The 23,226-nt window shown below is 59.1% G+C and carries 21 protein-coding genes and 1 pseudogene; 13 read left to right on the forward strand and 9 right to left on the reverse strand.

Going from position 1 to position 23,226, the window contains the following annotated elements:
* Positions 1-5 precede the first annotated feature (5 nt).
* On the reverse strand, positions 6-1,592 hold the full coding sequence (locus AC07O1_RS04580; protein WP_495088042.1) for an ABC transporter substrate-binding protein: 1,587 nt from the start codon (positions 1,590-1,592) through the stop codon (positions 6-8).
* 545 nt (positions 1,593-2,137) lie between these two features.
* On the opposite strand from AC07O1_RS04580, the gene rpmB reads away from it, so the two are divergent.
* Positions 2,138-2,374, forward strand: a complete 237-nt coding sequence (rpmB, locus tag AC07O1_RS04585; RefSeq protein WP_150803776.1) for a 50S ribosomal protein L28 — start codon at positions 2,138-2,140, stop codon at positions 2,372-2,374.
* 11 nt (positions 2,375-2,385) lie between these two features.
* Positions 2,386-2,541, forward strand: a complete 156-nt coding sequence (gene rpmG / locus AC07O1_RS04590; RefSeq protein WP_274106790.1) for a 50S ribosomal protein L33 — start codon at positions 2,386-2,388, stop codon at positions 2,539-2,541.
* A gap of 58 nt (positions 2,542-2,599) precedes the next feature.
* On the opposite strand, the gene AC07O1_RS04595 is transcribed toward rpmG, so the two are convergent.
* Positions 2,600-2,962, reverse strand: a complete 363-nt coding sequence (locus AC07O1_RS04595; protein ID WP_494990892.1) for a cupin domain-containing protein — start codon at positions 2,960-2,962, stop codon at positions 2,600-2,602.
* Positions 2,963-3,199: 237 nt separating this feature from the next.
* Here AC07O1_RS04595 and AC07O1_RS04600 point away from each other — a divergent pair, with 237 nt between their 5' ends.
* Entirely contained in the window at positions 3,200-4,693 is a 1,494-nt protein-coding gene (locus AC07O1_RS04600) for an aldehyde dehydrogenase (RefSeq protein WP_495088043.1), read from the forward strand.
* Between the two features lie 187 nt (positions 4,694-4,880).
* Positions 4,881-6,023 carry an MFS transporter gene (locus AC07O1_RS04605; protein ID WP_494990890.1) on the forward strand — a complete coding sequence of 381 codons (1,143 nt, stop codon included), beginning with the start codon at positions 4,881-4,883 and terminating at the stop codon, positions 6,021-6,023.
* A 114-nt stretch (positions 6,024-6,137) separates the two neighbouring features.
* Here AC07O1_RS04605 and AC07O1_RS04610 read toward each other — a convergent pair.
* Together AC07O1_RS04610 and AC07O1_RS04615 are read right to left on the reverse strand one after the other, a co-directional pair.
* A pseudogene (locus AC07O1_RS04610) lies at positions 6,138-6,346 on the reverse strand (phospholipase D family protein); the annotation flags it as partial.
* 60 nt (positions 6,347-6,406) lie between these two features.
* A complete protein-coding gene (locus tag AC07O1_RS04615; protein ID WP_495088044.1) occupies positions 6,407-7,840 on the reverse strand; it encodes an aminotransferase-like domain-containing protein in 1,434 nt (477 codons plus the stop codon).
* 179 nt (positions 7,841-8,019) lie between these two features.
* Between AC07O1_RS04615 and AC07O1_RS04620 the strand changes: the two genes are divergently transcribed.
* Positions 8,020-8,265 (forward strand): DUF1127 domain-containing protein, encoded by a 246-nt coding sequence (locus AC07O1_RS04620; protein ID WP_495088045.1) that lies wholly within the window; start codon positions 8,020-8,022, stop codon positions 8,263-8,265.
* Positions 8,266-8,343: 78 nt separating this feature from the next.
* On the opposite strand, the gene AC07O1_RS04625 is transcribed toward AC07O1_RS04620, so the two are convergent.
* On the reverse strand, positions 8,344-9,657 hold the full coding sequence (locus AC07O1_RS04625; RefSeq protein ID WP_495088046.1) for an NAD(P)/FAD-dependent oxidoreductase: 1,314 nt from the start codon (positions 9,655-9,657) through the stop codon (positions 8,344-8,346).
* A 148-nt stretch (positions 9,658-9,805) separates the two neighbouring features.
* Between AC07O1_RS04625 and AC07O1_RS04630 the strand changes: the two genes are divergently transcribed.
* Positions 9,806-10,159, forward strand: a complete 354-nt coding sequence (locus AC07O1_RS04630; protein ID WP_494990886.1) for a YkgJ family cysteine cluster protein — start codon at positions 9,806-9,808, stop codon at positions 10,157-10,159.
* A 43-nt stretch (positions 10,160-10,202) separates the two neighbouring features.
* Here the strand turns inward: AC07O1_RS04630 and AC07O1_RS04635 are convergent, their stop codons facing one another.
* The gene (locus AC07O1_RS04635; RefSeq protein ID WP_494990885.1) at positions 10,203-10,691 is read right to left on the reverse strand and encodes an Lrp/AsnC ligand binding domain-containing protein; all 489 of its coding nucleotides are present in this window, start codon (positions 10,689-10,691) and stop codon (positions 10,203-10,205) included.
* 156 nt (positions 10,692-10,847) lie between these two features.
* Here AC07O1_RS04635 and dadA point away from each other — a divergent pair, with 156 nt between their 5' ends.
* The 6 genes from dadA to AC07O1_RS04665 all read left to right on the forward strand — a co-directional run bounded on the left by dadA (position 10,848) and on the right by AC07O1_RS04665 (position 17,031).
* Positions 10,848-12,152: a D-amino acid dehydrogenase gene (gene dadA / locus AC07O1_RS04640; RefSeq protein WP_495010430.1), complete on the forward strand. Its 1,305-nt coding sequence runs from the start codon at positions 10,848-10,850 to the stop codon at positions 12,150-12,152.
* Complete coding sequence (locus AC07O1_RS04645) at positions 12,124-12,489, forward strand: RidA family protein (protein ID WP_495088047.1); 366 nt, start codon at positions 12,124-12,126, stop codon at positions 12,487-12,489. The genes dadA and AC07O1_RS04645 overlap by 29 nt, the downstream gene beginning before the upstream one ends.
* Before the next feature lie 95 nt (positions 12,490-12,584).
* Positions 12,585-13,658, forward strand: coding sequence for an alanine racemase (gene alr / locus AC07O1_RS04650; RefSeq protein ID WP_495088048.1), 1,074 nt, complete (start codon positions 12,585-12,587; stop codon positions 13,656-13,658).
* A gap of 128 nt (positions 13,659-13,786) precedes the next feature.
* On the forward strand, positions 13,787-14,335 hold the full coding sequence (locus AC07O1_RS04655; protein WP_489069446.1) for a cupin domain-containing protein: 549 nt from the start codon (positions 13,787-13,789) through the stop codon (positions 14,333-14,335).
* A gap of 168 nt (positions 14,336-14,503) precedes the next feature.
* Positions 14,504-14,929 carry a c-type cytochrome gene (locus tag AC07O1_RS04660; protein WP_494990881.1) on the forward strand — a complete coding sequence of 142 codons (426 nt, stop codon included), beginning with the start codon at positions 14,504-14,506 and terminating at the stop codon, positions 14,927-14,929.
* Between the two features lie 182 nt (positions 14,930-15,111).
* Positions 15,112-17,031 (forward strand): acetyl-CoA hydrolase/transferase C-terminal domain-containing protein, encoded by a 1,920-nt coding sequence (locus tag AC07O1_RS04665; protein ID WP_495088049.1) that lies wholly within the window; start codon positions 15,112-15,114, stop codon positions 17,029-17,031.
* Positions 17,032-17,159: 128 nt separating this feature from the next.
* On the opposite strand, the gene AC07O1_RS04670 is transcribed toward AC07O1_RS04665, so the two are convergent.
* Together AC07O1_RS04670 and rep are read right to left on the reverse strand one after the other, a co-directional pair.
* Entirely contained in the window at positions 17,160-17,732 is a 573-nt protein-coding gene (locus AC07O1_RS04670; protein WP_495010425.1) for a xanthine phosphoribosyltransferase, read from the reverse strand.
* Between the two features lie 70 nt (positions 17,733-17,802).
* Positions 17,803-19,812 (reverse strand): DNA helicase Rep, encoded by a 2,010-nt coding sequence (gene rep, locus AC07O1_RS04675; protein ID WP_495088050.1) that lies wholly within the window; start codon positions 19,810-19,812, stop codon positions 17,803-17,805.
* A 265-nt stretch (positions 19,813-20,077) separates the two neighbouring features.
* Here rep and AC07O1_RS04680 point away from each other — a divergent pair, with 265 nt between their 5' ends.
* Positions 20,078-21,748, forward strand: coding sequence for a putative bifunctional diguanylate cyclase/phosphodiesterase (locus AC07O1_RS04680; protein ID WP_495088051.1), 1,671 nt, complete (start codon positions 20,078-20,080; stop codon positions 21,746-21,748).
* On the opposite strand, the gene AC07O1_RS04685 is transcribed toward AC07O1_RS04680, so the two are convergent.
* Complete coding sequence (locus AC07O1_RS04685) at positions 21,745-23,157, reverse strand: NorM family multidrug efflux MATE transporter (RefSeq protein ID WP_495088052.1); 1,413 nt, start codon at positions 23,155-23,157, stop codon at positions 21,745-21,747. The two genes, AC07O1_RS04680 and AC07O1_RS04685, sit on opposite strands and share 4 nt — an antisense overlap.
* Positions 23,158-23,226 lie beyond the last annotated feature (69 nt).

Genomic DNA, 23,226 nt, shown 5'->3' on the forward strand with positions numbered 1-23,226 from the left:
AAGGATCAGGGCTTGATACTGACCTTTGAGAAGTCCTGACGACCGAACGGGCTGACCTGGTAGCCTTGAACCTCCTTGCGCGTCAAGGCGAAGGCGGTCGGGTGCGCCAGCGGCAGCCAGAGCGCCTGTTGCTGGATCTGCACCTGAGCCTGTTGGTACAGCTTGCTGCGCACACCTTGCTCGGTGGTGGTCTTGCCGGCGCTGATCAGCTTGTCCAGGCCTTGCTCGCAGTAGCGGGCGAAGTTGGTGCCGGACTGCACCGCGGCGCATGAGAATTGCGGTGTGAGGAAGTTATCCGGGTCGCCGTTGTCGCCGGCCCAGCCCATGAACAGCAGATCGTGCTCACCGGCTTTCGCACGGCGGATCAGCTCACCCCATTCGATCACCCGAATCTCGGCCTGAATGCCGATCTCGGCCAGATCTGCTTGCAACAGCTGGGCGCCCAGGCTTGGATTCGGGTTGAGCAGGCTGCCTGTCGGGCGGGTCCAGATCGTGGTTTTGAAGCCGTCCTTAAGTCCGGCCCTTACCAGCAAATCCCGAGCTTTTGCAACGTCATGGGGGTAGCCCGAAAGCTCCTTGGCGTAGCTCCAGGTGTTGGGTGAGTAAGGGCCGTTAGCGGGTTGGGCGGTGTCTTCGAAGACAGCTTTGAGGTAGCTGGTCTTATCGAAGGCGAGGTTGATTGCCTGGCGGACTTCAGGTTTGTCCAGCGGAGGGTGTTGGCTGTTGATGGCGACGAAGGCGGTCATGAAAGCCGGTGTTTTCTCGACTCTCAACGCCGGTTCCTGGCTGGCGGCTTGCACATCCAGCGGTTTGGGCGACAGGGCAATCTGGCATTCGTTACGCCGCAATTTTTGCAGGCGCACGTTCGCGTCTGGTGTGATGGCGAACACCAGGCTGTCCACCGGAGGTTTACCGGCGAAGTAGTCACGGTTGGCCTTGTAGCGAATCGACGCGTCCTTCTGGAAACGCCCGAAAATGAACGGGCCGCTGCCGATCGGCTGGCTGTTGAGCTTTTCCGGGGTGCCAGCCTTGAGCAATTGGTCGGCATATTCAGCGGAGTAGATCGATGCGAAACCCATGCTCAGGGTCGCAAGAAAAGTCGAGTCCGGATGGTCGAGGGTGAAGCGCACAGTCAGCGGGTCAAGCGCGTCGATCTTTTTGATCAGGGCCGGCAATTGCATTGATTGGGCATGCGGGAAGCCGCTCTGGGCGATTCGATGCCATGGGTTGGCGGGGTCGAGCATCCGCTCGAAGCTGAACTTCACGTCTTCTGCGGTGAGCTCGCGGCTTGGGCTGAAATAATCGGTACGATGAAATTTCACCTGCGGATGCAGTTTGAAGACATAGGTCAGGCCGTCGACGGAGACTTCCCAGCTGTCAGCGAGGCTGGGGACCACTTTGCCGCTGGCGGTATCGAAGTCCACCAATCGGTTCATCAGTACGTCAGCGGACGCATTGGTGGTCGTCAGCGAGTTGTATTGAACGACATCGAATCCTTCCGGGCTGGCCTCTGTGCAGACGCTCAGGGCGGCGGCATGGGCCAGCGGGCTCAGAAGAGGGGCGAGCAGCAGCGTTAGGGCAGCGAGACGCATATTCAGTTTCCTTTGCAGATCGAAGGCCCATCTGCGAGTGCAGTCTGGAAAAGGCTTACCCTAGTGGCCTCTTTTGAAAATGACTATCCAATTTTTCAGATTGCCGCTTTTCAGGTTTGTCGTTTATTAAGTGGTAAATTGCCAGATAACCGGCTTTTCTGACAAAGCCAGAGCCTTGTTTTCGGGAAAGCATCCGCTTTTTGGGCATTTTATCGGGGCAATTTACGGCTAATCTTTGTCGGTAGGTCGCGGGTAGGGCATCAAATCCCAAGCTCGGCGACGAGCGGTAACTACCTTTGTCAGCCTTTGGTTTGGGCGCCCGGAGCAAGAAAACCGGGACTTTATGAAAGACAGATCACACCGACTGTTGTTGCTATGGGGTCTTTCTGGTATAAAGCAGCGCTCTTTTCTAGGGGCCCGGTTCCTTCGCTTGTAGGTGTAGCCGGTAAGACCCTTAAAGAAACGCGGCGCCTGGCGCCAAATGACTGAGAGATTAAGCGGCCAACCCATGCCGGGTTGGGCATGTGGTTTTAGAGGGCTGAGGCATGTCGAGAGTATGTCAAGTTACCGGTAAGGGTCCGGTGACTGGGAATAACATTTCCCACGCAAACAACAAAACCCGTCGTCGTTTCCTGCCGAACCTGCAGCATCACCGCTTCTGGGTCGAGTCCGAGAAGCGTTTTGTGCGTCTGCGCGTATCTGCCAAAGGCATGCGTATCATCGACAAGCGTGGCATTGATGTCGTGCTGGTCGAAATTCGCCGCAATGGCGCTAAGGTCTAAGGGAGAGAATCATGCGTGAATTGATCCGTTTGGTGTCGAGCGCTAACACTGGCCACTTCTACACCACTGATAAGAACAAGCGCACCACTCCGGACAAAATCGAAATCAAAAAATTCGATCCGGTTGTTCGCAAGCACGTGATCTACAAAGAAGCCAAAATCAAGTAATTGGTTTTGCTTCTGACAAAAAAACCCGCCTTTTGGCGGGTTTTTTTGTGCCTGCGATTCAAGCCTTCTGTTCAAACACCACGTAGATCTTGCGGCAGTGTTCCAACACCTCCCAAGTGCCTTTGAAACCGGCCGGGATGACGAAGCGATCGCCAGCGCGCAAGGTCTTGGCGTTGCCTTCTGTGTCGCGCAAAACGGAAACGCCCTGCACTATCTCGCAATATTCATGCTCGGTGTAGTTCACCAGCCACTGACCCACCGCACCTTCCCACACGCCCGCGTTCATCTGGCCACAAGGGCTGTTGTAGTGGTTGTAGAGGGTTTGCTCGGGGTCGCCCTTGAGGATTTTTTCCTGCGCTGGGCGAAAGCGTTCCACCTTGGTGTTGGCCTGGTTGAAGTCTACGATGTCTTGGATGCTCATTCTTTTTATCCCCCGTGATTGCGGCGCGAGTGGCTGGAAAGCCCAAAGTCTATGTTTATTAAAATGAACATCGCAAGGCCGTTTGATGGCATTGTGTCAAATATATTGAAACTTGTGGTGCCGCTGGTTTAGGGTGGCAGTTGCCTTGGGCCGATGTGAAGGCTGGCCGGGCAGAATTCTTGAGGGTGCCTGCGTAGAACGCGTGGCGCTTGTATTCAATAAGAGGAGGACACTCGTATGACCACCCTGACTCGTGCCGATTGGGAACAACGCGCCCGCGATCTGAAGATCGAAGGCCGTGCTTATATCAATGGCGAATACACCGAAGCGGTCTCCAGCGAGACCTTCGAGTGCATCAGCCCGGTCGATGGCCGTCTGCTGGGCAAGATCGCCAGCTGTGACGCCGCCGACGCCCAGCGCGCAGTAGAAAATGCACGCGCCACATTCAATTCCGGTGTCTGGTCGCGTTTGGCGCCGAGCAAGCGCAAATCCACCATGATTCGTTTCGCCGGCCTGCTGAAAAAGCACGCCGAAGAGCTGGCGCTACTTGAAACCCTCGACATGGGCAAGCCGATCAGCGATTCCCTGGGCATCGACGTTCCGGGCGCAGCGCAAGCGCTGAGCTGGAGCGGCGAAGCCATCGACAAGATCTATGACGAAGTCGCTGCCACACCGCACGATCAGCTGGGTCTGGTGACCCGCGAGCCGGTGGGTGTTGTCGCGGCTATCGTGCCGTGGAACTTCCCGTTGATGATGGCCTGCTGGAAACTCGGCCCGGCGCTGTCCACGGGTAACTCGGTAATCCTCAAACCGTCCGAAAAGTCGCCGCTGACCGCCATCCGCATCGCTGCACTGGCCGTTGAGGCGGGTATCCCGGCTGGCGTGCTGAACGTGCTGCCGGGCTTCGGTCACACCGTCGGCAAGGCCCTGGCCTTGCATATGGATGTCGACACGCTGGTATTCACCGGTTCGACCAAGATTGCCAAGCAATTGCTGATCTACTCCGGCGAATCGAACATGAAACGCGTCTGGCTCGAAGCCGGTGGCAAGAGCCCGAACATCGTGTTCGCCGATGCGCCGGACTTGCAGGCTGCCGCCGAAGCCGCAGCCGGCGCTATCGCTTTCAACCAGGGCGAGGTTTGCACCGCCGGTTCGCGTCTGCTGGTCGAGCGTTCGATCAAGGACACCTTCCTGCCTTTGGTGATCGAAGCCCTCAAAGGCTGGAAACCTGGCAATCCCCTGGACCCGGCGACCAACGTTGGTGCACTGGTGGACACCCAGCAGATGAACACCGTGCTGTCTTACATCGAGGCTGGTCATTCCGATGGCGCCAAACTGGTGGCCGGCGGCAAGCGCATCCTGCAGGAAACCGGTGGCACTTATGTTGAGCCGACGATTTTCGACGGCGTGAGCAACGCGATGAAAATCGCTCAGGAAGAAATCTTTGGCCCGGTGCTTTCGGTCATTGCTTTCGACACCGTGGAAGAAGCCGTTCAGATCGCCAACGACACGCCATATGGCCTGGCCGCAGCGGTGTGGACAGCCAATATTTCCAAGGCTCACCTGACTGCCAAGGCCTTGCGTGCCGGTAGCGTCTGGGTCAACCAATACGACGGCGGCGACATGACCGCACCGTTTGGTGGCTTCAAGCAATCGGGTAACGGTCGTGACAAATCGCTGCACGCGTTCGACAAGTACACCGAACTGAAGGCGACCTGGATCAAGCTGTAAATTGTGGCGGGCCCCGGTCGCATCCGGGGCTCAATACAACGCAAATTCCTTGTGGGAGCGAGCTTGCTCGCGATAGCGGTATGACAGTCGACGTCAATGTTGAATGTTGCGCCGTCATCGCGAGCAAGCTCGCTCCCACATTGCTTTGTATGGCATGTAAAAAACAACAATCCACAGGAGCGTGGTAATGCGTTGGGCGACTTATTTCGCCGTATTGGCGTCTGTCCTGAGTGTCGGTCTGGCGCTGGGTGTCAGTATGCCTCTGGTGTCGCTGCGGCTGGAAAGTTGGGGCTATGGCTCGTTCGCCATTGGTGTGATGGCGGCGATGCCGGCGATTGGCGTGCTTCTGGGCGCCAGGATCTCGAGTCGCCTGGCGGCACGTTTCGGTACGGCGGCCTTGATGCGCTTGTGTTTGTGGGCGGGAGCAATCTCCATCGGTCTGTTGGCGCTGTTGCCCAGCTACCCGATCTGGCTGGTACTGCGCCTGATGATCGGGGTCATCCTGACCATTGTCTTCATCCTCGGCGAGAGCTGGATCAACCAGTTGGTGGTGGAGCAATGGCGTGGACGGTTGGTGGCGCTGTATGGCAGCAGTTATGCCTTGAGCCAACTGTCCGGGCCGTTGCTGCTGGGTGTTCTGGGAACCGAAAGGGATTTTGGTTTCTGGGTTGGCGTCGGGCTGTTGGTGGTCTCGCCGTTGCTGCTGCTGGGGCGAAGTGGAGCACCGACCAGCGAGTCGCTCAGCGTGACCTTGAGCGACTTGCTGGGTTTCTGCCGAGGGTTGCCGGCGATTGCCTGGGCGGTGGCGCTGTTTGCCGCGTTCGAGGCGATGATACTGACCTTGTTGCCGGTCTATTGTTTGCGCCAGGGTTTCACCACCGAAATGGCCTTGGCTATGGTCAGCACGGTGGTGGTTGGCGATGCCTTGTTGCAACTGCCGATTGGCGCGCTGGCTGACCGGCTGTCGCGCCGTACGCTGTTTACCGGTTGTGCAATGGTTCTGCTGGTGTCGAGCCTGGCGATTCCACTGCTGATCGACACGTTGCTGATCTGGCCGCTATGGGTGCTGTTCGGTGCCAGTGCCGGTGGGTTGTTTACCTTGTCGCTGATTCTGATCGGCGAACGCTATCGCGACGATGCGCTGGTCCGCGCCAACGCCCATGTTGCACAGTTGTGGGGCATTGGCTGCCTGATCGGACCGTTGGCGGCAGGAGCGGGCAGTCAGTGGATCAGCGGGCATGCCTTGCCGTTGCTAATGGCGGCCGGGGCTTTAGGGTTGGTGATTCTTGTATCGCGCCAAGGGGCGTTTGGCGCTGTGCAGCCGGTGTAACGTTTATCGGGGAGTTGGTAGTCCTGAAAGCTCGTGCGAACGCGGCCCGAACCTTCGGCAGCTCACAGCATCCGCTCCGGGCCGACGCTGAGCATGTCGATGTCGGTGAAATTTCAGCTCGGCGCGGGCCATGAAAGCTTCGCTGCTGTTGGGCAGCAAGCGAAAGCCGGAGCGGCCCTGATAAGGCGCTGCCTGGGCCTGGATCGAACGACCAAACGCCGAATCCGCCGCTGGCAAGGTTCTCGCGGTACGTCGAACGTGGCGCAACCGCCAAAGGGCAGGGCGAAAAGCAGAAGAAAGTGCAGTGTCCGTGTGGGTCTCAAGTCGGATCGTCCCGATTGGCGGCGGTTGTCCTCATGTGGACGCTGGCTTGTGGTCAAAGGTCAGTCGACGGCGCCATCGGTTTCGGCCAGCAGCTTGATTGCCGCAGCCCCCACCTTGCGCACAGCTTCTTCAATCTGTGCCGTCGGCTTGGCTGCGTAGTTCATCCGCAGACAATTGCGATATTTGCCTGAGGCCGAAAAGATACTGCCGACAGCGATCTGTACGCCTTGTTCAAGCAGCACGCGATTCAGTTTCAAGGTGTCGAAGCCCTCGGGCAGCTCGACCCACAGCATGAAGCTGCCTTGCGGGCGGCTGGCGCGGGTGCCGGCGGGGAAGTAACGGCTGACCCAGTCGATCATCAAGTCGCGGTTACGTTGGTACTGCGTGCGCATGCGCCGCAAATGCGGCTCGAAATGTCCGGCCTTGAGGAATTCGGCGATAGCGATCTGTGGTTGCGGTGCAGTCGAGCCAGTGCTGATGTATTTCATGTGCAGGACCCGCTCCAGGTAACGCCCCGGCGCTACCCAGCCAATGCGCAAACCCGGTGCCAGGGTTTTCGAGAACGAACTACAGAGCAGGACGCGACCGTCTTCGTCGAAGGATTTGATGGTCCGTGGGCGCGGGTAGGTGTAGGCCAGTTCGCCATACACATCGTCCTCGATGATCGCCACGTCGAAGCGCTGGGCCAGGGTCAGCAAGGCCCGTTTGCGCGACTCCGGCATGATGTAGCCCAGCGGGTTGTTGCAGTTGGGGGTCAACTGTATGGCCTTGATCGGCCATTGCTCCAACGCCAGCTCCAGGGCCTCGAGGCTGATCCCGGTGAGCGGGTCGGTGGGGATTTCCAGGGCTTTCATGCCCAGGCCCTTGAGGGTCTGCATGGCGCCGTGAAAGCTCGGCGAGTCCACGGCGACGATGTCGCCTTGCTCGCAAGTGGCGCGAATGCTGGTGGACAGCGCTTCATGGCAGCCGGTGGTGATCACCAGATCGCTGGCACCTAGCTGACAACCGGAGTCGAGCAACAACCGGGCAAGCTGTTCACGCAATTCCAGGGTGCCATAGATGTTGTCGTAATACAGGCCGGGCATGTCCTGCCGGCGGCTGATCCGCGCCAGGCCACGTAGCAGCGGCTGCATGGTCGGCGTGGTGATGTCCGGCATGCCGCGGCCCAACTGGACGACATCCTTGCGCGGTACGGCGCGGATCAATTCGAGTACCTGATCCCACTGGGAAATTTCCACCGGCCGTTGTGCGGGGCGCCCGACCGCGGGCAGCGCCGGCAACTCGCGGCCGACCGGGACGAAATAGCCGGATTTGGGCTTCGGCGTCGCCAATCCGCTGTCTTCCAACACCCGATAGGCCTGCTGCACCGTGCTCAAGCTGACCCCGTGCTCGACGCTCAAGGCCCTCACCGAAGGCAACCGGTCACCAGGGCGATAGAAGCCCTGTTCGATACGCGTGCCGAGCAGTTCAGCAAGATTGACGTAAAGGGTCATGGCGGGGCCTCGATGGGATCGATTCGGATAAGCAGTACAGATGGAGCAAAAATACAGGATTCAGTGCTGCGATTGGAAATTCTGTATGGAAATAATACAGCTACTTTGAATCTGTAATGGTTTTGGACACCCGCGCATCATGTCTGCTCATGGCTACCCAAGTAAACAGGAGCAGAAAAATGAACGGCTTGAGCGATGTGCGGCTCACATTACACAGTCAGGAACTAGTGGCAGGGCAGGAGAAAGGGTCACGTGCGGCGACTATGCGCAACGCCCCGTCCGGTCCGAGCCGTTGGGGCCTGTTCTGGCATCGCCTGCGCACCCGCAAAACCCTGCTCGATTTGACGACCGAGGAGTTGCGCGACATCGGCTTGAGCCGTGAACAGGCGCGGCAAGAAGGGTTGAAACCGTTCTGGCGGATTTGAGGAGAAGCCTGGCGGCAACACATCCCGTAGCAGCTGCCTGGCGGCAGCTGCTACGCGGAAGGGTGTCTTCCCTCAGCCTCAGGTCAGCTCTTTAAGCCTGTGCCAGAGCATTCCCAGCGCCAGCAGCGGAGAGCGCAGGTATTTGCCGCCGGGAAAGGTGATGTGTGGAACCTGGGCGAACAGATCGAAGCCGCCGCTCTGCTGGCCGCTGATGGCCTCGGCCAGCAACTTGCCGGCCAGGTGCGTGGCGTTTACGCCATGACCTGAGTAGGCCTGGGCGTAATACACATTCGGCTGGTCCTTGAGCCGTCCGATTTGCGGCAGGCGATTGGCGCCGATGCCGATCATCCCGCCCCATTGATAGTCGATCTTCACCCCGGCCAGCTGCGGGAATACGTCCAGCATTTTCGGCCGCATATAAGCGGCGATGTCCTGCGGGTCGCGCCCGGAATAGTGACAAGCACCGCCAAACAGCAAGCGCCGGTCCGCCGAGAGACGGTAGTAATCCAGCGCTACCCGTTGATCGCAGACCGCCATGTTCTGTGGCAATAACGCGTGAGCCTGGGCTTCACTCAAGGGTTCGGTGGCGATGATATAGCTGCCGGCCGGCAGCACTTTGCCGCTGAGTTGCGGGTTGAGTCCGTTGAGGTAGGCGTTGCAGCCCAGCACTAACGTTTTGGCCCGCACTGAACCCTGAGCGGTGTGAACACGAACTTCAGGGCCGTAATCGATGCGGATAACCGCCGATTGCTCGAACAGCTTGACGCCCAGTTGCTGCGCGGCGACGGCTTCGCCCAGCGCAAGATTCAACGGATGCAGATGCCCCGAGCCCATATCGATCAAACCGCCGACATAACGGTCGGAGCCGACCACAGTGTGCATTTCATGGGCTTGCAGCAGGCGGGTTTGGTGACGATAACCGAGGCTGCGCAGTTCTTCGGCATCCTCGGCGAATCCTTCAAGATCGCGAGGTTTGTTGGCCAGATCGCAATAACCCCAGGTCAGGTCGCAGGCGATCTGGAAACGTTCGACCCGCTGGCGGACTATTTCCACCGCCTCAAGCCCCATCAACTTCATCTGACGCACACCTTGCGTGCCTACCACATTGGCGAACTGATCGAGGCCGTGGCCGACACCGCGAATCAGCTGCCCGCCGTTGCGCCCGCTGGCGCCCCAGCCAATCTTGCGCGCTTCCAGCAGCACTACGCTCAAACCGCATTCGGCCAGTTCGATCGCCGTGTTCAACCCCGAGAAGCCGCCGCCGACCACGCAGACGTCGGCCTGTAACTCACCTGTGAGCACCGGATGGTCGGGCTGCGGCAGGCTGCTGGCGGCGTAGTAAGACGCGGTGTGCTGGTTGCTCGGGACAGGTTTCTGAGCACGGGCATTCATGTGCGTAATCCGGATTATTGTGTTTGGAAAACTTTACGGAGCATAAGCCGGACCTTTCAGGTGCGGCAACACTGGTCGGCTGGCGCTGTCTGGAACGTGGCTTTTAAGGCAGAATCCCAATCCATCCACTTTCCCGGTAACCGCTTCGATGAGCTGCAACAGCCAGAAAATTCGCACTCTCCGGCAGCAGATCCCCTCGTTCGAGTGTGTCCCCGGTTGCCATGACTGCTGTGGTCCGGTGACCACTTCGACCGAAGAAATGTCCCGTTTACCGCGCAAGACGGCGGCCGAGCAGGAAGCGGCGATGGATGAGTTGAACTGCGTTCACCTGGGCCCCAACGGTTGCACGGTGTACGACGAGCGTCCGTTGATCTGTCGTCTATTCGGCACTACGCCGACCTTGCCATGCCCCAATGGCCGCCGCCCGGTGGAGTTGATTCATCCGCGAGTCGAAAAGCAGATCCATGAGTACATGGCCAGCACGCGGCAGGTTCTGGTTTGAAATGATCGTTCCCACGCAGAGCGTGGGAACGAGCGTGATGCGCTCAATCCGGAATCGGTAGATTCAAACTCTCTTTCACCTCTTCCATCACGATATAGCTCTTGGACTCCCGCACATGGGGCAGTTTAAGCAGGATGTCGCCCAGCAATTTACGGTACGACGCCATCTCGGAAATCCGTGCTTTCACCAGATAGTCGAAGTCGCCCGACACCAGATGGCACTCCAGCACATGGGGCAGCTTCAGCACGGCTCGCCGGAACTCTTCGAAGGTGTCGCCGGATTTGTAGTCCAGGCTGATCTCGACGAATACCAGCAGGCTGCCCTTGAGGTGCTGCGGGTTGAGCCGGGCGTTGTAGCCCATGATGATTCCTTCGCGCTCCAGACGACGTACCCGCTCGGTACAGGGTGTGGTCGACAGGCCGACCTTTTCCCCCAGTTCGGTGAAGGAAATGCGCCCGTCCACCTGCAGGATGCGCAAGATGTTGCGGTCGATCTTGTCCAGCTCACGTTTGGTCTGGGTGTTGGTACGCATAGGGGATGCGCCTCCGTGAAAAGGGTTTTTGCCGAGAATTCTCGCCAAATATAGGCACTTATATAGTGAAAAGCACTGGCAAATGTTTTTTACACTGCGCGCATCTTCGCTCTGAACAACAAACGTCAGCGGTAAGCCGCGATGAGGGATATGAAAATGCGCGTTCTGGTCTTGGGTAGCGGCGTCATAGGTACCGCCAGTGCCTATTATCTGGCTCGGGCCGGCTTTGAGGTGGTGGTCGTCGACCGCCAGCCGGCCGCTGCCATGGAAACCAGTTTCGCCAACGCAGGCCAGGTCTCGCCGGGTTATGCCTCGCCCTGGGCCGCGCCGGGTGTGCCACTCAAAGCCATCAAGTGGCTGTTGCAGCGCCACGCGCCGCTGGCGATCAAGGCCACTGCCGAAATTGATCAATACCTGTGGATGGCGCAGATGCTGCGCAACTGCACCGCCAGCCGCTATGCGGTGAACAAAGAGCGTATGGTCCGTCTGTCCGAATACAGCCGTGACTGCCTCGACGAACTGCGCGCCGAAACCGGTATTGCCTACGAAGGACGCAGCCTGGGGACTACCCAGCTGTTCCGCACACAGGCGCAACTCGATGGCGCGGCGAAAGACATCTCGGTGCTCAAAGAGTCCGGCGTACCTTTTGAACTGCTCGACCGCGCCGGCATCGCCCGCGTTGAACCCGCACTGGCCAGCGTCACCGACATCCTCGCCGGTGCCTTGCGCTTGCCGAATGACCAAACCGGTGACTGCCAGATGTTCACCACCCGCCTGGCCGAAATGGCTGTGAAACTGGGTGTGGAATTCCGCTTCGGCCAGGACATTCAGCGCCTCGACTACGTGGGTGATCGGGTCAATGGTGTGTGGATCGACGGCAAGCTGGAAACCGCTGACCGCTACGTGCTGGCACTCGGCAGCTATTCGCCGCAGTTGCTCAAGCCGCTGGGCATCAAGGCGCCGGTGTACCCGCTCAAGGGTTACTCGTTGACCGTGCCGATCACCAACCCGGAGATGGCCCCGACTTCGACTATCCTCGACGAGACTTACAAGGTCGCGATCACCCGTTTCGACAACCGCATTCGTGTCGGTGGCATGGCTGAAATTGCAGGTTTTGACCTGTCGCTCAATCCGCGTCGGCGCGAAACCCTGGAGATGATCGTCAACGACCTCTATCCTCAGGGCGGTGATTTGTCCCAAGCCAGTTTCTGGACCGGCCTGCGTCCGACCACGCCGGATGGCACACCGATTGTCGGTGCCACACCGTTGCGCAATCTGTTTTTGAACACCGGTCACGGTACGCTCGGCTGGACCATGGCGTGTGGTTCCGGTCGCTTGCTGGCTGACCTGATGGCGAAGAAAACGCCGCAGATCAGTGCCGAAGGTCTCGATATTTCTCGTTACGATAACAATCCCAAGGAGTCAGCTAAACATGTCAATCCAGCGCCAGCTCACCAATGAGCGCATGAGCCAGATCGTTGTACACGGCAATACCGTGTATCTGGCAGGACAAGTTGGCGACGATATGAACGCCGGGATTGAGCAGCAGACCCGTGAAACCCTTGCCAACATCGAGCGTTTGCTGGATCTGGCCGGGACCGACAAGAATCGTCTGCTGTCGGTGACGATCTACCTGAAAGACATCGACGCTGACTTTGCCGGTATGAACGCTGTCTGGGACAAGTGGCTGCCAAAAGGTGTGGCACCTGCCCGCGCAACCGTCGAAGCCAAGCTCTGCGAGCCGGAAATTCTGGTCGAGCTGTCGGTTGTGGCCGCTCTGCCTCAAGTAACGCTTTAAGTAACAACGATCCCTCTCCCGGCGCTGTTGGTGGTTCACGCTGTCAGCCAGCGCCGGTTTTTTCTTCCCTCATGACCGCCTAGAAGTCTGCCGCCATGCGTCCTGCCCGTGCCCTGATCGATCTTCAAGCTCTGCGTCACAACTACCAACTGGCCCGCGAAGTGTCGGGAGCCAAGGCTCTCGCCGTGATCAAGGCCGATGCTTATGGCCATGGCGCGGTGCGCTGCGCCCAGGCTCTGGAAGCTGAGGCTGACGGTTTTGCCGTGGCCTGTATCGAGGAAGCGCTGGAACTGCGTGCAGCCGGTATTCGTGCGCCGGTGCTGTTGCTTGAAGGCTTTTTCGAAGCCGATGAGCTGGCGCTGATCGTCGAGCATGATTTCTGGTGTGTGGTGCATTCGTTGTGGCAGCTCGAGGCGATCGAGAACGCCGCACTGGCCAAGCCGCTGACCATCTGGCTCAAGCTCGACTCGGGCATGCACCGCGTCGGACTGCATCCGGCGGATTATCAAGGGGCCTATCAACGACTCCTGGCCAGTGGCAAAGTGGCAAAGATTGTCCTGATGAGCCACTTCGCCCGCGCCGATGAGCTCCATTGTGCCCGCAGTACCGAGCAGGTCGCGGTGTTCGAAGCCGCTCGCCAGGGGTTGTCGGCTCAGGTCAGTTTGCGCAACTCGCCGGCCGTTCTCGGTTGGCCGAACATTCCCAGTGACTGGGTGCGCCCGGGCATCATGCTTTACGGCGCGACTCCGTTCGAGGAGGCCAATGCGGTGGCTGCGCGTTTGCAGCCAGTGATGACCCTGGAATCGAAAGTGATCAGCGTGCGTGAGCTGCCCGCCGGCGAACCGGTTGGTTACGGTGCGAAGTTCATCACGCCCAAACCAATGCGTATTGGCGTGGTTGCCATGGGTTATGCCGACGGCTATCCGCGTCAGGCGCCTACCGGTACGCCAGTGTTGGTGGCTGGTCAACGCAGTCAGCTGCTTGGGCGGGTATCGATGGACATGTTGTGCATTGATCTGACCGATGTACCGCAGGCCGGCCTCGGTTCGACGGTCGAGTTGTGGGGCAAGAACATCCTTGCCAGCGACGTAGCGATGGCTGCCGACACCATCCCTTATCAGATTTTCTGCAACCTGCGCCGAGTGCCACTGCTCTATTCCGGGAGCTAAAGGGCACTCTGCCTTACCGGAAGTCGCCTTCCTGAAGCGGATTCAGGCCCAAGTGTTGTAAATACTGAACGCTGTCGCCATGATAACGCTCAATACCCCTACAACCTGAATCCTGGGAGGCTAATGCATTGGACGTCGGTGAACGACTGCAATCGATCCGTAAACTGAAAGGTCTTTCCCAGCGTGAGCTTGCCAAGCGTGCGGGGGTCACCAATAGCACCATTTCGATGATCGAGAAAAACAGCGTCAGTCCCTCGATCAGTTCGCTGAGGAAGGTTCTTGGTGGTATCCCCATGTCCATGGTCGAGTTCTTTTCCGAAGAAATCCTCCAGGAAAAACCGACTCAGATCGTCTATAAAGCTCACGAACTGATCGATATCTCCGATGGCGCGGTCACCATGAAACTGGTCGGTAAGGCTCATCCGAGTCGGGCAATCGCTTTTCTCAACGAGATTTACCCGCCAGGCGCCGATACCGGCGGCGAAATGCTCACCCACGAAGGTGAGGAGACCGGGATTCTCCTGGAAGGTCGTCTGGAGTTGGTGGTGGGGCTTGAGACATTCGTGCTTGAGGCCGGTGACAGCTACTACTTCGAAAGCACCAAGCCGCACCGTTTCCGTAATCCGTTCGACGCGCCGGCGCGGCTAATCAGCGCAGCCACGCCAGCGAATTTCTAAGAGGAAGGCGTCCAGCAAGGTTTGTGCAGGCGCTCTGGTTAGTTTTCCGCCACGACTAATACCCCTTCGACTTTAGGGTTGTTTCAGTGTGGCGGGCTAACCGCTATACTTGCGCCCGCCTGCGAACCGTGGCCGTGGGCGTGACTAGCCACCATTGAGGGTGTACGCGTGAACCTAATTATGAAAATGCTGGCTGCACCAGCAACCGTATTGGCCCTTTGGGCAGTCAGCGCTCAAGCTGCGACCAACGACGATATCGCTAAACGCCTTGAACCAGTCGGCCAGGTCTGTGTACAAGGTCAAGAGTGCAAGGGGATGGAAGTCGCTGCTTCGGCGGGCGGCGGCGGTGCGAAAACCCCTGACGACGTGATTGCCAAGCATTGCAATGCTTGCCACGGCACCGGCCTGCTGGGTTCGCCAAAAATCGGCGACGCTGCCGACTGGGGCAAGCGCGCCAAAGAGCAAGGTGGTCTTGACGGCCTGTTGGCCAAAGCCATTACCGGCATCAACTCGATGCCGCCCAAAGGCACTTGCGCCGATTGCTCCGATGGCGATCTCAAAGGTGCAATCCAGAAGATGTCCGGCCTGAAATAAGCCCTATCTTCCGCGAAAAAGCCGCTTACGAGCGGCTTTTTTGTGCCCGATGTCTCGTCCTGAATAAGGTTTACACCTGTTTCAGGACTAGACACGAGATTTGACCTAAAGGCTGTTCTTTGCAGCAAAGACCCGGCAAGCTCAGTCCCACCCCGGCTCAAGGCGCGTCCACGGAGGGTCAGATGGTGCAGTCCTGTTCAATCGAGCATGCGGTCGATGCTGTGCTCGCACGTTTACCGGTACATATTCATATGGGTTTGCCGCTGGGCCTTGGCAAACCCAATGCTTTTGTTAACGCGCTGTACCAACGCATTGCACAATTGCCTGGGCGCCGGCTGACGATCTACACAGCCCTGAGTCTGGGTCGCCCATCCTTGGGTGATGGCTTGCAGCGGCGCTTTCTCGAGCCCTTTGTCGAACGTGTATTCGGCGATTATACGGAACTGGATTTTCTCGCTGATCTGCACCACGACAGCCTGCCGGCCAACATCCGCATCGAACAGTTCTTCATGCAGCCAGGGAGTTTGCTCAACAGCCTGCCCGCTCAACAGGACTACGTCAGCAGCAACTACAGCCATGCCGCGCGGGACATCAATGCCGCCGGTTTGAACCTGGTCGCGCAACTGGTCGCTCGTGATCCACAGGCGGATCGCCTGAGCTTGAGCTGCAACCCGGATATCACACTCGACTTGCTGCCGATGATCGCCAAGCGCCGCGCGGCGGGAGAAACCATTCTGCTGCTCGGCCAGGTTCATCGCGATCTGCCCTACATGCCGGGCCATGCGGAAATTGGCAGTGACGCCTTCGATCTGCTGATCGACGAGGAGGACCACACAACGCTGTTTTCCACGCCGAATATGCCCGTGGGCTTGCAGGACCATTTCATCGGGCTGCACGCCAGTACTTTGGTGCGTGATGGCGGCACCTTGCAGATCGGCATCGGCTCCATGGGCGATGCGCTGACTGCAGCACTGCTGGCACGTCAGGCGGATAACGACGGTTATCGAGCGCTGTTGGCGGAGATCGATGTCACACACTGGCAGCGTCTGATCGAGCGTGAAGGCGGCGTCGAGCCCTTCGCCAAAGGGCTTTACGCTTGCAGCGAAATGTTCGTCAACGGGCTGTTGGTTCTGGCCGATGCAGGAATCGTAAGGCGTAAGGTTTATGCGCAGGTTGCGCTGCAAGAGCAGGCGAATGCCGGAGCGCTGGATGAGGCCGCACAGCAGGGCGGTATCTCAGTGCATGGCGGGTTCTTTCTCGGGCCGCGCAGTTTCTATCAGCGGTTACGCGAGTTGCCGCCGAGCAAGCTGGTTGAATTCAACATGACCGCCATCAGCTACATCAATGAGCTGTACGGCAATGAACAGCTCAAGCGGTTGCAGCGCCAGGATGCACGTTTCATCAACAGTGCCTTTACCATGACCCTGCTCGGTGCCGGGGTGGCGGATCAACTGGAGGATGGGCGGGTACTCAGCGGTGTCGGCGGGCAATACAACTTTGTTGCCCAAGGCCATGCGCTGGAGGGTGCGCGTTCGATCCTGATTTTGCGCAGCTGGCGCGAATCAGGCGGCGAAGTGAGTTCGAACATGGTCTGGGAGTACGGTCACTGCACGATCCCGCGGCATCTGCGCGACATCGTGGTGACCGAGTACGGCATCGCCGATCTGCGCGGCAAGACCGATGCGGCGGTGATCGAGGCCTTGCTGAGTATCAGCGATTCACGCTTCCAGCAGGGCTTGATCGAGCAGGCACAGAAAGTCGGCAAGTTGCCCAAGGACTTCCGTCTTGATCCACGTTTCACCGACAACAACCCGCAGCGTCTGCAGGCGATTCAGGCACGGCATTCCCAGCTTTTTCCGGAGTATCCGTTGGGCAGCGACTTCAGCAGCGAGGAGCGTGATCTGTTGCGGGCGCTCAACTGGTTGAAGAGCAAGTTCAAGCTCACCGAGATTCTCGAGCTGGGCAAGGCCGCGCTGGATGCGCCACAGCCATCGCAATACCCGGCTCATCTTGAACGGATGCAACTGACGAAGCCTGAGGGCCTGCGCGAGGACCTGTATCAGCGATTGCTGTTGGCAGGTCTACAGGCCACCGCGAAGTAACTACCAGCGACGATCAAATGTGGGAGCGGGCTTGCTCGCGAAGACGGCGGCACATCCAGCATTGATGTGACTGACAAACCGCATTCGCGATCAAGCCCGCTCCCACAGGGGGTTTGTGGTGTGGCGGATTAGTCGATAAAGGTCACGACGCCGCCCGCCAGGGATTTCACCCGGGCCAGGGATTCAACGCGATAGCCCTGAGCGTCCAGCTCGGCACGGCCGCCCTGGAATGACTTCTCGATCACGATACCCAGGCCTGCCACGGTGGCGCCGGCTTGTTTGATGATCGAGATCAGCGCTTGCGAGGCCTTACCATTGGCCAGGAAGTCATCGATGATCAGCACGCGGTCGCTGCTGGTCAGGTGCCGTGGAGAAATCGCCACGGTGCTTTCGACCTGCTTGGTGAACGAGTACACAGTCGCCGACAGCAGGTTTTCGGTCAGGGTCAGGGACTGATGCTTGCGGGCGAAAATCACCGGCACACCGAGATTCAGGCCGGTCATGATCGCCGGAGCAATACCCGAGGCTTCGATGGTAACGATCTTGGTGATGCCCGAATTTGCGAACAGGGTGGCGAACTCATCGCCGATCAGCTTCATCAATTGCGGGTCGATCTGGTGGTTCAGAAAGGCGTCGACTTTCAGGACCTGATCGGAAAGCACGATGCCTTCTTCGCGAATTTTCTTGTGCAGGGCTTCCACGGAACTTCCTCTTTTAGCGCTTTGTGCGCCTAAGCTCTGATAAAAAGTGTTCGGTTAAAAAGTATTCAATTTAGCGCTTTAACATTGCGCGTATATCCGCTAATGCGGTATTGCCACGAACGGCTTTGACTTCGGTAGGGATGTCGTCGGTGCCTTCCCAGGCCAGGTCGTCCGGCGGCAGTTCATCGAGGAAGCGGCTCGGCGCACAGTCGATGATCTCGCCATATTGCTTACGCTTGGCAGCGAAGGTGAAGGCCAGAGTCTGACGAGCTCGGGTAATTCCGACGTAGGCCAGGCGGCGTTCTTCTTCGATGGTGTCGGCTTCGATGCTGGAACGGTGAGGGAGAATTTCCTCTTCCATGCCCATGATGAACACGTAGGGGAATTCCAGGCCCTTGGAGGCGTGCAAGGTCATCATTTGCACACCTTCGGCGCCGTCTTCCTCTTCCTGCTGACGTTCGAGCATGTCGCGCAAGACCAGCTTGCCGATGGCGTCTTCGATGGTCATTTCGCCATCTTCGTCTTTTTCCAGGGTGTTCTTCAGCGCCTCGATCAGGAACCAGACGTTGCCCATGCGGTAGTCCGCGGCTTTGTCGCTGGAACTGTTGGTGCGCAGCCAGTTCTCGTAATCGATGTCCATGACCATGCTGCGCAGTGCGGAAATCGGGTCCTCTCCCGCACACTGCTCACGCACGCGGTCCATGAAGCGCTTGAAGCGTGCCAGGCGATCGGTGAAGCGGCTGTCCAGGTGCTCGCCAAGGCCAATTTCTTCGGTAGCGGCGTACATCGAGATCTTGCGCCCAGTGGCGTAGTTGCCGAGCTTTTCCAGGGTGGTCGAACCGATTTCCCGGCGTGGGACGTTGATCACCCGCAGGAAGGCGTTGTCGTCGTCCGGGTTCACCAGCAGGCGGAAGTAAGCCATCAGGTCTTTTACTTCCTGACGTCCGAAAAAGCTGTTGCCGCCGGAGAGGCGATACGGAATCTGGTGATGCTGAAGCTTGAGCTCAATGAGCTTGGCCTGGTAATTACCGCGATAAAGAATGGCGAAGTCGCTGTAGGGCCGGTCGGTGCGCAGGTGCAGGGTGAGGAGCTCCACGGCCACGCGCTCGGCTTCGGCGTCTTCGTTGCGGCAGCGGATCACGCGGATTTCGTCGCCGTGCCCCATGTCGCTCCACAGTTGTTTTTCAAACGCGTGGGGATTGTTCGAAATCAGCACGTTGGCGCAGCGCAGGATACGGCTGGTGGAGCGGTAGTTCTGCTCCAGCATTACCACTTTCAAGGACGGATAGTCGTCCTTGAGCAACATCAGGTTTTCCGGGCGTGCGCCGCGCCAGGCGTAGATCGACTGGTCATCATCACCCACCACGGTGAACTGGTTACGCTTGCCGATCAGCAGCTTAACCAGCAAATACTGGCTGGCGTTGGTGTCCTGGTATTCGTCCACTAGCAGGTAGCGGACCTTGTTTTGCCATTTTTCCAGGATGTCGGCGTGCTCCTGGAACAGTTTTACCGGCAGCAGGATCAGGTCGTCAAAGTCCACCGCGTTGAATGCCTTGAGCGTGCGCTGATAGTGGGTGTAGACGATGGCGGCGGTCTGCTCCTTGGGGTTGCGGGCATTTTCCAGGGCTTCGGGCGGCAGAATCAGGTCGTTTTTCCACGAGCCGATCATGTTCTTGATCTCGTCGACGCCGTCGTCGCCCGAGTATTCCTTCTGCATGATGTCAGTCATCAGGGCTTTGACGTCGGTCTCGTCGAAAATCGAGAACCCTGGCTTATAGCCCAGACGTGCATGCTCTTTGCGGATGATGTTCAGACCCAGATTGTGGAACGTACACACCGTCAACCCGCGGCCTTCGCCGCCGCGCAGCAGGCTGCCGACTCGCTCCTTCATCTCCCGCGCGGCCTTGTTGGTAAAGGTCATGGCGACGATGTACTGCGCACGGATGCCGCAGCTCTGGATCAGATGGGCGATTTTGCGGGTGATCACGCTGGTCTTGCCGGAGCCTGCGCCGGCGAGCACCAAAAGAGGGCCGCCGACATAGTTCACGGCTTCTTGCTGCCGGGGATTGAGTCGGGACATGACGGAAAAGGAGGTCGCTTGCGAAATGGGCGGGCATTTTAACAGGCTGGAAAGATTCTGCCGCTCCTCTGCGACTTGTGACGTAGCACTCGATCTAAATTTGCCGGTTTTGTTACTTTCCCGCAGGATGCGCAATGAATTTGCGTCTAATGTTCGTGTTTGAGCGGTACAAGCCGGTTTTTGATAATCAATAGCATTGGTCAGTGTTTATCGGCACGTCATAATGCCCGCCGCCAACATCTTTTGCAGAGTCTAGGGAGCTAGCTTGTCTACGCCTGTCGAACCCTTGCGTTTGCTGCTTCTGGCCCAAGAGCCAGCGTGGGCAGCGTTGTTGCGCGAGTGTCTGGCTCCGATGGGGAGCTCGGCTGTACTGATCAGTGCGCCGAGCTGGGAGTCGGTCAGTAGTTTGTTCGATGACGACCGCACTGCGGTGTTATTGACGACTCCAGCCCTGCAACCCGCTCCGGGTCGCTGCAGTTTGCCAACGGTATTGCTGTTGGAGCACGAACCGGTAGTCGCACCGGACGGTGTCAGCGACTGGTTGGTCCACGATGCTCTGGATATTGCTACGTTGCGCCGTTGTCTGCGCCATGTTCGTGAGCGAGGTGTGCTGGAAAACACCTTGCAACGCCTGGCTGAACAGGACCCGCTGACCGGCATCGCCAATCGCCAGGGGTTTCAGACCTTGCTGGCGGCCCGTCTTGCCGAGAATGAAGGGCGTGGCCTTGCGCTGGGTCATCTGGACCTCGACAACTTTCGTCACGCCAATGATGCCCTCGGTCACCAGGCCGGTGACCGGCTGATCCTGCAGGTGGTCTCGCGGCTCAAAAGCCAGCTTGAAGCCGGCGATCAACTGGCGCGTCTGGGCAGTGATGAATTTGCCTTGTTGGTCGACACCCGCCGGGCGCCGCAGCGTGCCGAGTGGATGGCTGAACGCATTATCGAAGCCATGTCCGAGCCCTATTGGGTCGATGGTGAAAGCCTGCTGATCGGCTGCAGTCTGGGTATTGCCCATGCCCGCACACGGGCCGGTGCCGACCCGCTGATGTGGCACGCGCATATCGCCATGCAACAGGCCAAAAGCACCCAAGGCTGCACTTTTCATATTTTCAATGAGCGCATCAATCGTAACGCCCGCAGCCTCGCCGATCTCGAAAGCGAACTGCGCCGTGCCTTGCGTCGTGACGAACTGGAACTGCATTACCAGCCACGGCTGAACCTGGAAGACGGGCAGATTGTCGGTCTCGAGGCGTTGGTGCGCTGGCGGCATGGCGAGCGTGGCCTGTTGCCGCCCAGCGAATTCGTTCCGCTGGCCGAGCAAAGCGGTTTGATCGTGCCGCTCGGTTATTGGGTGATTTCCCGCGCCCTGCGGGATATGCAGGCTCTGCGCGAACGCGGCCTGCCGCCGTTGCACATGGCGGTCAACCTGTCGTTCCGGCAGTTCCAGGACAGTCAGTTGCTCTCGACGTTGAGTCGCCTGATTGCCGAGCGTGGCGTCGAGGCGCAATGGCTGGAGTTCGAACTGACGGAAACCGCAGTGATGCGCCGAAGTGACCTGGTCAAGCAGACCATGGATGCGCTGGGTCGTTTGGGTGTGCGTTTCTCACTGGATGACTTCGGCACCGGCTTCTCTTCGTTCGTTCACCTCAACAGCCTGCCGATTGCGCTGCTGAAGATCGACAAGAGCTTTGTCGGCGGCATGGAACTGCGCGAAGAGAACCGCAAGCTGGTCCACGCGATGATCAATCTGGCGCACAACCTCAACCTGGAAGTGGTGGCCGAAGGCGTCGAAACGCCGGAGCAGCTTGCGTTACTGCGCGGCTTCGGCTGCGATCAGGTTCAGGGTTACCTGATCAGCAAGCCGTTACCCTTGGTTGAATTGGTCGAGTACTTGACGTTCGGCGTCTGCCAGCAAACCGTGCAGGATGTCTGCTAAGCCGACAGGTCGCCGATGCCTTGCTCCAGAGCCCTCTGCGATGAGGGCTTGCCTTTGATCATCCGCTTCATCTTCCCTTCGAACGCCAGCGTCAGGCTCACTGCCGCGCAGGCCAGCCCCAACGCCAGACCCCACCATACGCCGGTCGGCCCCCAGCCGAGGGTAAAGGCCATTAACCACGCAGCGGGTGCGCCGATCAGCCAATAGCAGCCCAGGCCCACCACAAAGGTGGTCTTGGCATCCTTGAGCCCGCGTATCGCGCCCATGGCGATGGTTTGCGTGCCGTCGAACAGCTCGAACCAGGCAGCCACCGCCAGCAAGCTCACAGCCAGGTTGATCACGTCGCGAAAGGCCGGGTCGTTATGATCGAGGAACAGCCCGACCAGCTGGTTCGGCACTAGCCAGAACACCATCGCGAAACCGAGCATCGCGGCCCCACCGAAGGCGATCCCGACCCGACCGGCCAAGCGGGCGTCCAGCAATTGCCCTGCGCCATAGTGCTGACCGATGCGCATGGTAATCGCATAGGAAATACCCGCTGGAACCATGAACGCCACCGAGACGATTTGCAGCGCGATCTGATGTGCGCCCAGTTGCGTGCTGCCCATGGTACCCATGCACAGCGCGGCGAACGCAAAAAGGCCGACTTCCACCGCATAGGTGCCACCGATTGGCAGCCCCAGACGCCACAGCTCGCGCAGGTACTGGCGGTTTGGCCGCGACAGCCCCTGACGCAGCGGATAAGCGTCGTAGGCCGGATGCCGACGGATATGCCAGGCCAGCGCCAGAGCCATGCAATTGGCGACGATTGCCGTGACCAGGCCGATCCCGGTCAGACCGAGCTTCGGCAGGCCGAACATGCCGGTGATCAACGCATAGTTGAGCAGGAAGTTGGCCACGGTACCGCCCAGGCTGATGACCATCACCGGAGTCGCGCGGCCGATGGCGCTGGTAAACCCGCGCAAGGCCATGAAACTCAGGTAGCCGGGCAGGGCGAATGGCAGGATCAGCAGGAACTGGCCGGCGGCGTGGACGTTGGTTTCGGTCTGGCCGAACATCAGCAGAACGGGCTTGAGGTTCCACAGCAGCAGACCGGCCACCAGTGCCATCAGCCAGGCCAGCCAGAGCCCGGCCTGGGTCAGGCGGGTAGCGCCTTCGATGTCGCCTGCGCCCTGGCGAATGGCAACCAGGGTGCCAACCGCGGCAATCACACCGATGCAGAAGATCGACACGAACGTATAGCTGGCGGCGCCCAAACCGCCACCCGCGAGGGCTTCGGGGCTCAGTCTGGCCATCATCAAGGTGTCAGTGAGCACCATCAGCATGTGTGCCAACTGCGAGGCGATCAGCGGCCCGGCCAGCCGCAGGATGGCCCGGAGTTCGATACGTGCTGGATGCTGCATTATCATCAGTCTCGATTGTTCACAAGGGCAGGGAAGGGTTGATTCTCGGCGCTCTCGGGCGTGTGCACAAAGGGA

The organism is Pseudomonas sp. GW821-FHT07G10, from assembly GCF_059418545.1.